General features: G+C 64.6%; 16 protein-coding genes and 1 tRNA gene. 6 read left to right on the top strand and 11 right to left on the bottom strand.

What is annotated here, in order from left to right; genetic code table 11:
* The 4 genes from Q0C64_RS06030 to Q0C64_RS06015 all read right to left on the bottom strand — a co-directional run.
* Positions 1-1437 (bottom strand): 3-hydroxyacyl-CoA dehydrogenase NAD-binding domain-containing protein (locus Q0C64_RS06030; RefSeq protein ID WP_294121516.1); only part of this gene is annotated, 1437 nt, incomplete at its 3' end.
* The gene (locus Q0C64_RS06025) at positions 1434-2189 is read right to left on the bottom strand and encodes an SDR family NAD(P)-dependent oxidoreductase (protein ID WP_294121515.1); all 756 of its coding nucleotides are present in this window, start codon (positions 2187-2189) and stop codon (positions 1434-1436) included. The genes Q0C64_RS06030 and Q0C64_RS06025, both read right to left, overlap by 4 nt.
* Positions 2186-2977, bottom strand: a complete 792-nt coding sequence (locus tag Q0C64_RS06020; RefSeq protein WP_294121514.1) for an SDR family oxidoreductase — start codon at positions 2975-2977, stop codon at positions 2186-2188. The genes Q0C64_RS06025 and Q0C64_RS06020 overlap by 4 nt, the downstream gene beginning before the upstream one ends.
* Positions 2974-4221: an acyl-CoA dehydrogenase family protein gene (locus Q0C64_RS06015; protein ID WP_294121513.1), complete on the bottom strand. Its 1248-nt coding sequence runs from the start codon at positions 4219-4221 to the stop codon at positions 2974-2976. The genes Q0C64_RS06020 and Q0C64_RS06015 overlap by 4 nt, the downstream gene beginning before the upstream one ends.
* A gap of 79 nt (positions 4222-4300) precedes the next feature.
* On the opposite strand from Q0C64_RS06015, the gene Q0C64_RS06010 reads away from it, so the two are divergent.
* Together Q0C64_RS06010 and Q0C64_RS06005 are read left to right on the top strand one after the other, a co-directional pair.
* Positions 4301-5455, top strand: a complete 1155-nt coding sequence (locus tag Q0C64_RS06010) for an acyl-CoA dehydrogenase family protein (RefSeq protein WP_294121511.1) — start codon at positions 4301-4303, stop codon at positions 5453-5455.
* Positions 5456-5461: 6 nt separating this feature from the next.
* The gene (locus Q0C64_RS06005; RefSeq protein WP_294121519.1) at positions 5462-6589 is read left to right on the top strand and encodes an acyl-CoA dehydrogenase family protein; all 1128 of its coding nucleotides are present in this window, start codon (positions 5462-5464) and stop codon (positions 6587-6589) included.
* Here the strand turns inward: Q0C64_RS06005 and Q0C64_RS06000 are convergent.
* Positions 6583-6960, bottom strand: coding sequence for a PaaI family thioesterase (locus tag Q0C64_RS06000; protein WP_294121508.1), 378 nt, complete (start codon positions 6958-6960; stop codon positions 6583-6585). The genes Q0C64_RS06005 and Q0C64_RS06000 overlap by 7 nt on opposite strands.
* 31 nt (positions 6961-6991) lie before the next feature.
* Complete coding sequence (locus tag Q0C64_RS05995; protein ID WP_294121507.1) at positions 6992-7144, bottom strand: hypothetical protein; 153 nt, start codon at positions 7142-7144, stop codon at positions 6992-6994.
* Positions 7145-7286: 142 nt separating this feature from the next.
* Here Q0C64_RS05995 and purS point away from each other — a divergent pair, with 142 nt between their 5' ends.
* The 3 genes from purS to Q0C64_RS05980 all read left to right on the top strand — a co-directional run bounded on the left by purS (position 7287) and on the right by Q0C64_RS05980 (position 8287).
* Positions 7287-7526, top strand: a complete 240-nt coding sequence (purS, locus tag Q0C64_RS05990; protein ID WP_294121505.1) for a phosphoribosylformylglycinamidine synthase subunit PurS — start codon at positions 7287-7289, stop codon at positions 7524-7526.
* A complete protein-coding gene (gene purQ, locus Q0C64_RS05985) occupies positions 7523-8188 on the top strand; it encodes a phosphoribosylformylglycinamidine synthase subunit PurQ (RefSeq protein ID WP_294121504.1) in 666 nt (221 codons plus the stop codon). The genes purS and purQ overlap by 4 nt, the downstream gene beginning before the upstream one ends.
* A 22-nt stretch (positions 8189-8210) precedes the next feature.
* Positions 8211-8287: transfer RNA gene (locus tag Q0C64_RS05980), tRNA-Arg, on the top strand.
* A 133-nt stretch (positions 8288-8420) separates the two neighbouring features.
* On the opposite strand, the gene Q0C64_RS05975 is transcribed toward Q0C64_RS05980, so the two are convergent.
* From Q0C64_RS05975 to Q0C64_RS05965, 3 genes are read right to left on the bottom strand one after another with little or no spacing between them, the layout of a single operon-like run.
* Complete coding sequence (locus tag Q0C64_RS05975) at positions 8421-9149, bottom strand: 2OG-Fe(II) oxygenase (protein WP_294121502.1); 729 nt, start codon at positions 9147-9149, stop codon at positions 8421-8423.
* 49 nt (positions 9150-9198) lie between these two features.
* Complete coding sequence (locus Q0C64_RS05970) at positions 9199-10614, bottom strand: FAD-binding oxidoreductase (RefSeq protein WP_294121501.1); 1416 nt, start codon at positions 10612-10614, stop codon at positions 9199-9201.
* On the bottom strand, positions 10611-11927 hold the full coding sequence (locus Q0C64_RS05965) for an amidohydrolase family protein (protein ID WP_294121500.1): 1317 nt from the start codon (positions 11925-11927) through the stop codon (positions 10611-10613). Before Q0C64_RS05965 ends, Q0C64_RS05970 begins: the two co-directional genes overlap by 4 nt.
* Positions 11928-11974: 47 nt before the next feature.
* Between Q0C64_RS05965 and Q0C64_RS05960 the strand changes: the two genes are divergently transcribed.
* On the top strand, positions 11975-12466 hold the full coding sequence (locus tag Q0C64_RS05960; RefSeq protein ID WP_294121499.1) for a dihydrofolate reductase: 492 nt from the start codon (positions 11975-11977) through the stop codon (positions 12464-12466).
* A 4-nt stretch (positions 12467-12470) separates the two neighbouring features.
* Here Q0C64_RS05960 and Q0C64_RS05955 read toward each other — a convergent pair whose 3' ends face one another.
* Entirely contained in the window at positions 12471-13010 is a 540-nt protein-coding gene (locus tag Q0C64_RS05955; RefSeq protein ID WP_294121498.1) for an SRPBCC domain-containing protein, read from the bottom strand.
* 47 nt (positions 13011-13057) lie between these two features.
* Positions 13058-13702 (bottom strand): adenylate kinase, encoded by a 645-nt coding sequence (locus Q0C64_RS05950; RefSeq protein WP_294121497.1) that lies wholly within the window; start codon positions 13700-13702, stop codon positions 13058-13060.
* Positions 13703-13733: the final 31 nt, after the last annotated feature.

Below are 13733 nucleotides of genomic sequence, written 5' to 3'. Positions count from 1 at the left end.
GACTGCGACCTTCTTGATCTTCTTGGCCAGCTGCATCGCGGTGACCAGCACGTCGGGTGCGGTCTTGGCGCCGCGCACTACCTCGAGCAGCTTCATCACATTGGCCGGCGAGAAGAAGTGCAGGCCGACGACGTCCTGCGGCCGCGAGGTGACCGCGGCGATCTCGTCGATATTCAGATAGCTGGTGTTCGAAGCGAGGATCGCGCCGTGCTTCACGGTCTGGTCGAGCCGGGTGAAGATGTCCTTCTTCACATCCATCTGCTCGAACACCGCTTCGATGATCAGGTCGCAATCGGACAGCGCGTTGAAATCGAGCGTCGGCGTCAGCAGCCCGATCGCCTGCTCGACCTGCTCGGCGGTCATGCGACCCTTCGACGCGGTCGCCTCATAATTCTTGCGCATCACGCCGGTGCCGCGGTCGAGCGCTTCCTGGTTCATTTCGAAGATCGTCACCGGGATTCCGGCCGACAGGAAATTCATCGAAATGCCGCCGCCCATCGTGCCGGCGCCGATCACGCCGACCTTCTTGACGCTGCGCGGCTGCGTATCCTCGGGGATATCGTCGATCTTGGCCGCATTGCGCTCGGCGAAGAAGAAATATTGCTGCGCCCTGGCTTGGGTCCCGGTCATCAGACCCATGAACAGGTTGCGCTCATCGATGACGCCTTCGGCATAGGGCTTGGCCACCGCTGCTTCGACCGCCTTGATATTGGCTTCGGGCGCTTCAAACCCGCGGAATTTGCGTCCGTTGGCCTTGCGAAACTCGTCGAAAATCGCCGGATTGGCGCGCGCCTCGGCCAGCTTCTCGTCGCGCTCGCTCGATCTTGGCAGCGGACGGATGTCGCGCACCTCCTCGGCAAATGCGACCGCATGTTGCAGCAATTCGCCTTCGACGATCCGGTCGACCAGGCCGACGGCATAGGCTTCCTTGGCCCCGATCGGCGTGCCGCTGGTAACCATCTCCAACGCCTTCTGCACGCCCGCGACGCGCGGCAGGCGCTGTGTCCCGCCCGCGCCCGGCAGCAGGCCGAGCTTGACTTCGGGCACGCCCAGCTTCGCATCGGGCAGCGCCACCCGGTAATGGCTGGCCAGCGCGACCTCGAGTCCTCCGCCCAGCGCCGTGCCATGGATCGCCGCGACCACCGGCTTCGAACAACCTTCAATGATATCGACCACCTGCGGCAGCCATGGCATGACCGGCGGCTTGCCGAATTCGGTGATGTCGGCGCCGGCGAAGAAAGTTTGCCCTTCACAGCGGATCACGACGGCCTTGACCGCGTCGTCACCCTCGGCCTCTTCGATCGCCGCGACCAGGCCCTGCCGCACCGCCGCGCCAAGCGCGTTCACCGGCGGGTTGTTCGACGTGACGATCAGCACATCGCCATGGCGGCTGGTGGAGATCGGGCTGGTGGTGGGCTTGTCGATGACATCGGTCATGTCGTGGTCCGTCCGTAGCTTTGATGGTTGAAGGGGTGCGATGCGCTAAGGCCGCCGTCTACGACGATCGCTTGTCCGTTGACATAGCTCGACTCGTCCGAGGCGAGGAACAAGGCTGCGTTGGCGATCTCTATCGGAGCGCCGCTTCGCTTCAGCGGATTAAGTTGGCCGATCTGGCTTTCCTGGCCCTTGGCCCGGGCCCGATCGAAGATGAATTCGGTCATGCCGGTCTCGATCAGGCCGGGACAGATGGCATTGACCCGGATATTCGCGCCCGCCAGCTGGGTCGCGGCCACCTTAACCAGGTTGATGACGCCCGCCTTGCTGGCCGAATAGGCCGGGCCGCCGGCGCCCGATCTGAGCCCGGCGACCGAGGCGGTGGCGATGATCGATCCGGCGCCGCGCTCCTTCATCACCGGAGCTCCATATTTCATTGCCAGGAACGGCCCGATGAGGTTGATGCGCAGTATTTCGGCCCAGGCCGCCGCGTCCTGCTCGAACAGGCTGTCGAATCCACCGGACACGCCGGCATTGGCAAACAGGATATCGAGCCCGCCATGTTCGGAGACGGTTTTGGAAACCAATGCTCTGACCTGTTCCTCATCGCCGGCATCGCACTCGACATCGGCGCCCTTGAGGTCGGCACCGACCACCGTCGCGCCTTGCTGGCGGAACAGCTCGACGCTGGCCTGGCCGATGCCGGAGCCCGCGCCTGTGACGATCGCGATCTTGCCTGCGAGTCGTCCGCTCATAGCCCGACCCCGATGGTCGAGCCGCCGTCGACGATCATCGCCTGGCCGGTCATGAAGGTCGACGCCGGCGAAGCGAGATAGACCGCCGCGCCGGCAATCTCATGCGGCTCGCCGATCCGGCGCAACGGAGTGCCCTTGGTGACCAGCTTCAGCGTGTCCGGATTCTCCCAAAGGGCGCGGGCGAAATCGGTCTTCACCAGCCCCGGCGCGATGCAGTTCACTCGAACACCCTTGGGCCCGAATTCGGCGGCAAGGTTGCGCGCCAGCTGGAAATCGGCCGCCTTCGAAATGTTGTAAGCGCCGATCATGGTCGAGCTGGTGAGCCCGCCGATCGACGATACGATAATGATCGATCCCTCGCCGCGCTCGAGCATTTCCGGCGCGACCATCGAGATCAGCCAGTGATTGGCGATGACGTTGTTCTCCAGGATCTTGCGGAACTGGTCGTCGCTGATCCCCGCCATCGGTCCGTAGTAAGGGTTGGAAGCGGCGTTGCAGACCAGCACGTCAACCTTGCCGAACACCTTGCGCGTCTCGTCGACCAAATTCTGCAGGTCATCCTTGCTCGAAATATTGGCCGCGACCGCGATCGCGCGCTCATCGCCATGCTGGGCGTTAATCGCATGGGCAACCTCGTCGCAGGCATCCTGCTTGCGGCTGGAGATCGCGACCTTGCAGCCATGTTCGGCAAGGGCCGCGGCGATGGCGAGGCCGATCCCGCGCGACGATCCGGTAACAATCGCCACCTTGCCGGTCAGATCGAACAGCCGCGGGCAGGTCGCGCTCACCCCAGCGCCTCGGCATGCTTGGCGAACTCGATCAGCGCGATCGAGCGGTTGTGGACCTCGTCCGGCCCGTCGGCCAGCCGCAGCGTGCGGATCCCGGCCCAGCTCCCGGCCAGCGGCGTATCCTGGCTGACGCCGGCGCCGCCATGCGCCTGGATGGAGTCGTCGATCACCTTCAGCGCCATGCGCGGCGCCTTGACCTTGATCATGGCGATTTCGGCCTTGGCCGCCTTGTTGCCGACCTTGTCCATCATGTCGGCCGCCTTGAGGCAAAGCAGGCGCGTGCAGTCGATTTCGATCCGCGCTTCGGCGACCCGCTGCTCCCATACGCTATGCTCTGACAGGCGCTTGCCAAAGGCCGTACGTGACTGCAGCCGCCGGGCCATCAGGTCGAGCGCTTCCTCGGCCGCGCCGATGGTCCGCATGCAGTGGTGGATCCGTCCCGGGCCGAGGCGGCCCTGCGCGATCTCAAAGCCCCGTCCCTCGCCGAGCAGCAGGTTGGATGCCGGAACGCGCACATTCTCGAGTCTGATTTCCATGTGCCCATGCGGCGCATCATCGTAGCCGTAAACCGACAGGAACCGCTCAACCGTAATTCCCGGCGCATCCATCGGTACCAGGATCATCGACTGCTGGGCGTGGGAGCGCGCCTCGAGATCGGTCTTGCCCATCAGGATGGCGACCTTGCAGCGCGGATCGCCTGCTCCGCTCGACCACCATTTCTTGCCGTTGATGACATAGTCGTCGCCGTCGCGCTCGATCCGGCACTCGATGTTGGTCGCATCCGACGAGGCCACCCCGGGCTCGGTCATCAGGAAGGCCGAACGGATTTCGCCCCGCATCAGCGGGTTCAGCCACTCCGCCTTCTGCTCGCGGGTGCCGTAACGGTGCAGCACTTCCATATTGCCGGTGTCTGGCGCCGAGCAGTTGAACACTTCCGACGACCACAGGATGCGCCCCATTTGCTCGGCGCACAGCGCATATTCGAGATTGGTCAGCTGTTCACCCTCGAACGCGAAACTCTCGTCGACGTGCTTGAGCGCGCCGCCCGGCGGCATGAACAGGTTCCATAAGCCTGCCTCACGCGCCTTGGGCTTCAAATCCTCGATCAGCTGGATCGGCTGCCAGCGATCGCCCGCATCGATCTGTTTCTTATAGTCCGCGACTCGCGGGCGGACGTGTTGGTCGATGAACTGGCGTACCCGGTCGCGGAAAAAAGCCTGACGTTCCGTAAGGTCAAAATCCATAACCGACCGCTCCCTTGCGCGGACCCGCATATCGGTTCCAAAACGGCGCTAGGACGCTCTATCGCGAAGGGCAAGATTGATGGCCGATCTCGACAATTTCCGCGCTGAAACCCGCGCCTGGCTGGAAGCCAACTGCCCGGCCGAGATGCGCGAGCCGATGCGCGGTGAAAAGGACGCCTGCTGGGGCGGTCGTCATTTTGAATTTCAGTCACCCGCGCAGAAACAATGGCTCGACGCCATGGCGTCGCGCGGCTGGACGGTGCCCGACTGGCCGAAAGAATATGGCGGCGGCGGCCTCAGCCCGGCCGAAGCCAAGATCCTCAAGGAGGAAATGACTGCTCTCGGCTGCCGGCCGCCGCTCACCAGCTTTGGCATTTCGATGCTCGGCCCGGCGCTGCTCAAATTCGGCACCGAGGAGCAGAAGAAACATTATCTGACCGAAATCGCGCGCGGCGAGATCCGCTGGTGCCAGGGCTATTCGGAGCCGGGTGCCGGATCCGACCTCGCCGGCCTGCAAACCAAGGCTGAGGACAAGGGCGACCATTACCTCGTCAACGGCCAGAAAGTGTGGACCAGCTATGCCGACCAGGCCGACTGGATCTTCTGCCTGGTCCGCACCTCGACCGAGTCCAAACATGGCGGGATCAGTTTCCTACTGTTCGACATGGAAAGCCCGGGCGTCTCGACCAAGCCGATCCTGCTGATCAGCGGCAACTCGCCCTTCTGCGAGACCTTCTTCGACGAGGTGAAGGTGCCCAAGAGCCAGCTGGTCGGCGAGGAGAACAGGGGCTGGGACGTTGCCAAATATCTGCTCGGCCATGAGCGCGAGATGATCAGCGGCATGGGCCTTGGCGGCGAGAAGGAAGCGTTGGGCAAGTCGGTTGGACCGATCGACGACCCGTTGCTCCGCGCCGAAATCGCCGCATTTGACGTCGATGCTTTGGCCTTCGCGGCGATGAGCGAGCGGTTCATCGACCAGTTGAAGGCAGGCGAGGCGCATCCGGCGATGCCGTCGATGATGAAATATGCCGGGACCGAGCTTAACAAGCGCCGCCACGAGCTGATCATGGCCGCCGGCGGCAGCGATGCGCTCGAATGGGACAGCGACCGCTCAAAGGGCGGTAAGGCGGCCCGCGACTGGCTCCGCACCAAGGCCAATTCGATTGAGGGCGGCACGTCCGAAGTCCAGCTTGGCATCGTCGCCAAGCATATCCTCCGCCTGCCAGGAGCCTGATCGATGATGACCCTGACCGACGACCAACGGCTGTTGCAGGACACGATCCGCCCGTTCATGGCGGACGAAGGAGCGATCAAGCCGCAGCTGCGCCACTGGCGCGATACCAGCTGCACCGATGGCTATGGCACCGATCTCTGGAAGCAGTTCGCCGAGCTCGGTCTGACCGGCATCTTGATTCCCGAAAGCCAGGGCGGCGCAGGACTTGGCCTGGTCGAGGCCGGTGTGGTGCTGGAGGAAATTGGCCGCAACCTCACGCCCTCGCCGTTCCTGACGACGGCGGTCGCCGCAGTCCGTGCCCTGGAAGGTTCGGCCCAGGCCGAGCGCTGGTTTCCCGGCATCCTTGCCGGCGAGACCGTCGCAGCGCTGGCGGTCGACGAGGGCAAGCATCATGACCCGAGCCGTATTACGACGGAAGCCAAGCGGCAGGGCAATGGCTTTGTGCTCAACGGCGCCAAGCAATTCGTGGTCCATGGCAATAGCGCCGACGTCATCCTGGTTGCTGCCCGCACTGCTGGCACCGCTGGCGAAACCGACGGCCTCACCCTGTTTGCGGTCGAAAAGGGCGCGAATGGCCTCGACATCGACACCGCTACCCTGGCCGACAGCAGCAAGGCGGCGCGCCTCAGCTTCGACAATGTCGCGGTCGACGCTGACGCCGTGGTCGGCGAGGTCGATGGCGGTTGGGGCCCGCTAACCCGGGCGCTCAACGCCGGCCGCGCCGGTGCGGCTGCCGAGCTGGTCGGGGTGGCCGCCGGCGCCAGCGAGATGACCTTCGAATATCTGAAGCAACGCAAACAGTTCGGGAAACTGATTGGCGAGTTCCAGGCGCTGCAGCATCGCGCCGCGCACCTCTATGGCGAGATCGAAATTGCCCGCGCCGCGACGCTCAAGGCGGCCCAGCTGCTCGATGCCGGCGATCCAAGGGCCGAGCTGTTCGTCTCGGTGGCCAAGGCCAAGGCCGGCCGCGTGTCGGCCCTGGCGGTCCAGGAGGGTGTCCAAATGCATGGCGGCATCGGCATGACCGACGAGCATGACATCGGCCTCTATATGAAGCGCGAAGCCGTCCTGTCCGAGCTGTTCGGTTCGCCCCGCTTCCACGCTGGCCGCGTTACGGAATTGAGCGGTTACTGACGCTCGAGCAGGAAGTTGATCCGCGCCGCGGCGATCGGCTTGTCGCGCTCCGCCTGCCAGGCATAGGCCTCAACATTGGCCATCCGCTTGCCGAGCCGCTCGACGCAGGCTTCGGCAAAGGTGTCGCGCGGCGTCCCGCCCCGCATATAATCGACCGTCACCGTGAACGGCTTTTTGATCACATCTTCGCCGATCGCCCGCGTCAGTGCCGTGAATGCCGCAAATTCGAGCAGTCCGGCGATGGCTCCCCCATGCAGGTAACCTGGCCGGCCGACGACATCTTCGTGGAACGGCATGACGAAACGCAGGCTGTCGCCTTGCTGTTCGGTGCGCAGCTTCAACAGTTGGGCATAGGGTGGAAGGCATTTCATGCGACCGCCCTAGCGCGGTCGCCCGGCAAGGTCACTGCTTGGTCTTGTAGCCGCAGATAATCCCGAGGATGAACGACGCGAACAGGGCGAGCTGGACCTTTCCACTGGGATCCGTCCAGTGGAAGTAATCCTGACCCCAGCCGAATAGCGCCACGAACATCATGGCCGCGATGCCGACGATCATTCCCTTACTCCTCGTCACGCCGGGTCCGAGATTCCGGCAGGATGATCAGGTCACAAAAGGGTAAAAATCGGGTAAAGCTTGCCCGGCGGGCGACCTCGCGGCATAGGGCCGCCAGCAGCGCTCCAGCGAAAGACCGACCCCCATGAAAGCCCGCGTTTTCGTCACCCTGAAGCCCGGAGTCCTCGACCCGCAGGGGAAGGCGATCCACCATGCGCTCGAGGGTCTCGGCTTCGGTGGTGTGCAGGACGTCCGGGCCGGCAAGCTGATCGAGCTCGACCTCGCCGACGGCACCAGCGACGATGAAATCGCCGACATGTGCCGCAAATTGCTGGCCAATACGGTGATCGAGAATTTCCGTATCGAGAAGCTGGAGAACGCATGAAGAGCGCGGTCCTCGTCTTTCCCGGCTCCAACTGCGATCGGGATTTGGCCGTCGCCATCGAACAGGTCACCGGCCGCGCCCCGGCGATGGTCTGGCACCGGACAAACGAGCTTCCCGACGGCACCGATTTCATCGCCATCCCCGGTGGCTTCTCCTACGGCGATTATCTGCGCTCCGGAGCGATGGCGGCGCGGTCGCCGATCATGGGCGCGGTCGCGGTCGCGGCGAACCGCGGCGTGCCGGTGCTCGGCATTTGCAACGGCTTCCAGGTGCTGACCGAAGCCGGCCTGCTGCCCGGCGCACTGATGCGCAATGCGGGCCTGCATTTCGTCTGTCGCTCGGTCGGCCTCAAGGTCGAGAACAGCCAGTCGATCTTCACCAGCGCTTACAAATCGGGCGAGGACATCAGCATTCCCGTCGCCCACCACGACGGCAACTTCCAGGCCGATGCCGATACGCTCGACCGGCTTGAAGGCGAAGGCCGCGTCGCGTTCCGTTACACGGACCAGGTCAACGGCTCGGCCCGTGCCATCGCCGGGATTCTCAACGGGCAGGGCAATGTCTTGGGCATGATGCCGCACCCGGAGCGTGCGCTAGAGACCGCGCATGGCAATACCGATGGCAGAAGACTGTTCGAAGGGCTGCTGGAAGCGGTCTCCTGACCTGCTAAGCCTTGCCCAACGCGCGCCCGTAGCTCAGCTGGATAGAGCACGTGCCTTCTAAGCATGAGGTCGCAGGTTCGACTCCTGCCGGGCGCGCCAACTCTTGAGGCACCGAGCGCAGGCGAGCGAATGCGCAGCATTCGGAAGCCGGCGCGAAGAGATACCAAAAGGCGGCCAGCGGCCCGCGAAGCGGAGCCGACTGACGGCCCGAATTTACTTCGGGCCGTGGCCTTCACACCGCATCGTGAAAGATGATCCCGAGCGTATGCCGCCGACCTGACCGCAATTCGCTGACCCCATGCCGCAGCTTCACGCGATAGTCGCCTTTTGACCCGCGATGCGGACGCGAATTGACGGCAAAAATGACGGCATCACCTTTGCCCAGCGGCACAACCGATGCGCGCGACTGCATCCGCGGCCGCTGCTCGGTCAGCACGAATTCGCCACCCTCGAAATCCTCGCCCGGCTGTGAAAGCAGCACCACGGCCTGCAACGGGAAGACATGTTCGCCGTAAAGATCCTGGTGCAGGCAATTATAGTCGCCCGCGCCATATTGCAGCAACAACGGCGTGGGCCGCGCCTGTCCGGCGGCATGACAGCGCTCAAGGAACGCTGCGTGATCGGTCGGAAAGCGGCAATCGATCCCCATACGCTCGTGCCAGGCGTTGGCGATCGGCGCCAGGCGCGGATAGAGGGCGGTGCGCAGCCGCTCGATCAGCGACGGCAGCGGATAAGCGAAATAGCGATACTCGCCCCGCCCGAACCCGTGCCGCGCCATCACCACATGGCTGCGAAAGATGTCGCTTGGTCCGTACAGCGCGGCCGTCGCGTTGCATTCTGCTTCGCTCAATAGGCCGGGAATGACCGCCCATCCCTGCCGGTCGAGACTGGCGTGGATTTCGTCCCAATCGACGGTGGCGATGCGCTCGTCGAAGCTCGGCAATGTAGTTTGCTTCAACATGGGTGGAGCTTGGCACAAGGGATCGCGGGCCGCTCCCCGCTGCTTGCGCTCAAACCAGCTTGCCGGGGTTCATCAGTCCTCTGGGATCGAGCGCCGTCTTGATCGCCCGCAATTGCCGCACCCGATCCGGCTGCAATCGCTCCAGCTCATCCTTCTTCATCACGCCGATGCCATGTTCGGCGCTGATCGATCCGCCGGCGGCGGTGACGAGGTCGTCGACCAAGCGCTGCACGGCATGACCTTCCTGCTCCAGCCAGTCCGGGCCGCCGCGCGTCCCGGCGCGAACGTGGAAATGAATGTTGCCGTCGCCCAGATGCCCAAAACCCGATGCCGAAGTGCCCGGGAAGGCCCGCTCCACCTCGGCCGCGGCCTCGGCCATGAACAAGGGCATATCCTCTACCGCGACGCTGATGTCGTGCTGGGTCGCCGGCCCGAACGCCGCCCGCTCCGCTTCCGACAGGCTATCGCGGATCCGCCAGAAGGCCTCGGCCTGCGCTTCTGTCGCTGAAATCACGGCATTTTCGACCAGCCCACGCCCCACTAACGGGGCAAGCAGGCGGGTAAGCAGCTCCGCCGGCGGCTCGGCAGCCTCGCTGTCGACCGTTGCCTCGACCAGCGCGTGCCATTCATGGCGGCTGTCGAGCGGGGCACGCGTTCCCGGAATGTGGGTGAGCACCGCTTCGAGCGACTCCTGTGGCAATATCTCGAACCCCTCGATCCGGTCGGTCTCGGCCTCCAGCGCACGCAGCGTATCCAGAGCTCTTTGCGGACTGGCGAGGCCGAGCCAGGCGACAGCGCGCGTATGGATCGCCGGCACCAGCTTCAGGCGCGCCGCCGTGACCACGCCCAGCGTTCCCTCGGCGCCAACCAGCAGCTGGTCGAGGCTATAGCCGCGATTGTCCTTCTTGAGGCCGGTAAGGCCGTCATGGATGGTCCCGTCGGGCAACACCGCCTCGATGCCGTCGACCAGGGCGCGCATCGGACCGAAGCGCAGCACCTGCGTGCCGCCCGCATTGGTCGAGATGAGCCCGCCAACCGTCGCGCTGCCCTTGGCGCCGAGCGTTAGCGGGAAACGCAAGCCATGTTCGAGTGTAGCTTCGTGGAGCATCTGCAAAATCACGCCGGCTTCGGCGACGGCACGCCTTGCGCCAACATCGATCGCGCGGATGACGTTCATCCGCCTCAGCGACAGGATCAGCGCCGATCCGTCAGCTGGTGGCGTCGCGCCGCCGACCATCGAGCTGTTGCCGCCCTGAGGGACCAACGGCACGCGATGCTCATTTGCCAGCGCAACCATCGCCGCGACTTCCGCAGTCGAACCGGGCTGGAGGATGGCCGCCGATTCCCCATGCCAGCGACCGCGCCAGTCGGTCAGCCATGGTTCGATATCGGCCGGATCGGTGATTGCCAATCGCTCGCCGAACCGGGCCCTGACCGCTTCGACCAGTTTCAGCGGATCGCTCAAGGATGCTTCCAACGATCGCACCGAGCCGCCGCATCGTCGCGATGGACCAGCTGGCCACCCTGGATCACGCCGGCAACGCATTGCAACACGGTGATGTCCTTCAGCGGATCGCGGTCGATCACCACCAAATCGGCAACATGGCCCGGCGCGACCGAACCAAGCTCCGGCCGACCGAGCGCCTTGGCGGCTTCGCTGGTGGCTGACGCCAATGCCTGCATCGGGGTCATGCCGTAGCGCACCATATAGCCGAACTGGCGGGCATTATATCCGTGCGGATAGACCCCGGCATCGGTGCCGAAGGTCAGCGGCACGCCGAGCTTGACCGCCTTGGCAAAGCCCTGCCGCTGGAAGTCGGTCGTATCCCGGTTCTTCTGCAGATATTCGGCCGGCCAATGTTCGCGCGTCCCGACCTCTTCGATCAAGTCGCCGTCATAGATGTCCATATCGAGCCAAACGCCGCGCTCTTTGGCCATCCGCAGCCCCTCGTCATCGACCAGTGAGGCATGCTCGATGGTCCGCGCCCCGGCCCGGATCGCCGCCTTGATCCCTTCGGCGCCATGGGCGTGGGCGATGCAATATTTGCCCATCGCCTTGGCCTGGTCGCAGGCCGCCTTCATTTCGTCCGGCGTCAGCTCCAGCGCGCCCGGCTCGCTGCCGACCGCCAGCACCGCCCCGGTCGCAATCAGCTTGATGAAGTCGGCGCCTCCGTCGATCATCGCCTTGACCCGTGCCCGCGCCTCTTCCGGGCTACGCACTTCGCCGATGCGGAATTCCGGTCCGATCGCCGTGCCGGGCTTGGCCCCGGTCACCGCGCCGCCGCCGCCGGGGATAGTGATATAGCCGCCGGCGACGATCATCCGCGGCCCCTCGACCTCGCCGGCCGCAATCGCATTGCGCAGCGAAACATCGGTCAGACCACGATAGACTCCGACGTCGCGCACGGTGGTGAAGCCCGAATGGAGCGTGATTCGCGCCATTTCGGCGCCCTTGAGTACCGTCGCGCCCTCGCTGTGCTTCAAGGGCTCGGCTGGGTCGTCGGTCTGGCCATAGCCGTCGGCGACATGGGTATGCAGGTCGATCAGGCCCGGCAGCACCCATTTGCCCGACCAGTCGATCAGCTTGCCGTCGGCGCGAACGCCTCGCCACGGGCTGTCGCTGACAATCTTGCCGTCGGTGATGATCAGCTCGCGGTTGTCGGAAACCGATCCGGTTCCGGGATCGATCAGGTGCCCGACGTGAAGCTGGATCGTCTCGGCATGTGCCGAGCCGGCGCTGAGCGTGAAAACGGCCGCCGCCAGGAAGGTTCGGATCATCGTCCTAAGGCTTTGCAAAGCCGCGCCCATGAGGCAAGGTTCCTGTCATGGCCCGCCCAACGATCACCATCGTCCTCGCCCGCGCCATCAACGGCGTGATCGGCAAGGATGGCGTGCTTCCCTGGTATATTCCCGGCGATCTCAAGCGCTTCAAGCAGCTGACCATGGGCAGCGCGATGATCATGGGCCGCAAGACCTTCGACAGCCTGCCCGGCATCCTCCCGGGCCGCCAGCATATCGTCATGACCCACGACCCCGACTGGCAGGTCGAAGGCGTCGATGTCGTCCATGATGTCGACAGCGCGATTGCCGCGGCGGGCAAATCACCGATTTCGGTGATTGGCGGAGCGGCGATCTTCGAGCTGTTCGAGCCGATCGCCGACAAGATCGAGCTGACCGAGGTGATTGCCGAGGTCTCTGGCGACGTTTCGATGCCCGACCTCCGCTCCAGCGAGCGCTGGCGCGAAGTCGCCTATGAAGACCATATGCCGACCATCGACACGCCCGCATGGCGGACGGTCACGCTCGTCAAGGCTTAGGCGATCAAGGCGTGAGCGTGTCCGGCTTGGGCGCCGAAGCCGCGAAACTCCGGTAGCGCTTCATCTGCTCGGCCAGCACCTGGTCGACCAGCGGCGCCATCTTGTCCCCGTCGCTCTTGGCGAAGCCAGCTGCGCGATAGTTCATCGTTACCCGCGTTCCTCCGGCGATCCGCTCGAATGTGACGCTCATGACGCCGGCCGTCGCCTCGTAGAGCAACGGCCCGAGGCTGCCGGTCATGACGATTTGCTCGCCGGGCTTCAGATAGGTGACGCGCATATGCTCGATGCCGCCGCCGCCCTCCAGCGGCTCGCAGAAGCAGCCGCCGGGCCTCAACTGCAGCGACATCCGCGCCGCGTCGCCGGAATAGGTGTGGTCCTTGCTCCACCATTGGCCGACCTGGCCGAACGCGGCGTAAGCGCTCGGCTGGGGGACGACCAAATTGACGACCTCCTGCACTTCGAAGCCGTTGGGTCCGGCGCTGACGACCTCAGCGGAAGCCGGCGTGGCGGCAAGTAGCGGCAGCGCCAATAGGAGCAAACGCATGTCTTACTCTCCCTTGGCGGCAGGGTCGCAATGACGGGACCGTTTGTCTAGCCGTCCAGGATCGCGTCAATCGCGGCTGCGACCTCTTCGACGCTGCCCATGCCGTCGACCCGGCGGACCAGGCCCTTTTCCTCATAATAGGGCAGGATCGGCGCGGTCTTGGCGCGATATTCTGCCATTCGCGTGCGAACGGTCTGCTCATTATCGTCGGGCCGGCGCTTGAACTCATGATGGCCGCACACGTCGCACGTGCCCTCGACCTTCGGCAGGTGGAACTTGTCATGATAGCTCGCACCGCAATTGGCGCAGGTGAAGCGGCCGGTGATGCGCACGACCAGCGCCTCTTCGTCGACCACCAGCTCGATCACATGGTCGAGTGTCCGGTCGCGCTCGCCGAGCAATATCTCGAGCGCCTCGGCCTGGTGCTTGGTCCGCGGAAATCCGTCGAAAATCGCGCCGTGCCCAACGCAGCTGTCGAGCCGCTCGCCGATCAGCGCCGAGACGATCGCGTCGCTGACCAGTTCGCCGGCCTCCATCACCGCCTTGGCCTTGAGTCCAGTCGGCGTGCCCTTGGCAACCGCCTCGCGCAGCATGTCGCCGGTCGACAGCTGGATCATGCCGCGTGTCGCGACCAGCCGCTGTGCCTGAGTACCTTTTCCGGCGCCCGGCGGTCCCAGCAGGATGATATCCAAAGCCTCTCCCCTCCCAGAGCGGCGCCGCTTC

It is taken from the genome of Sphingomonas sp., assembly GCF_023266535.1.
Lineage (GTDB): Bacteria > Pseudomonadota > Alphaproteobacteria > Sphingomonadales > Sphingomonadaceae > Sphingomicrobium.
Note: the sequence above shows the minus strand (reverse complement) of the source record. Positions and strands in the feature narration are given on the sequence as shown.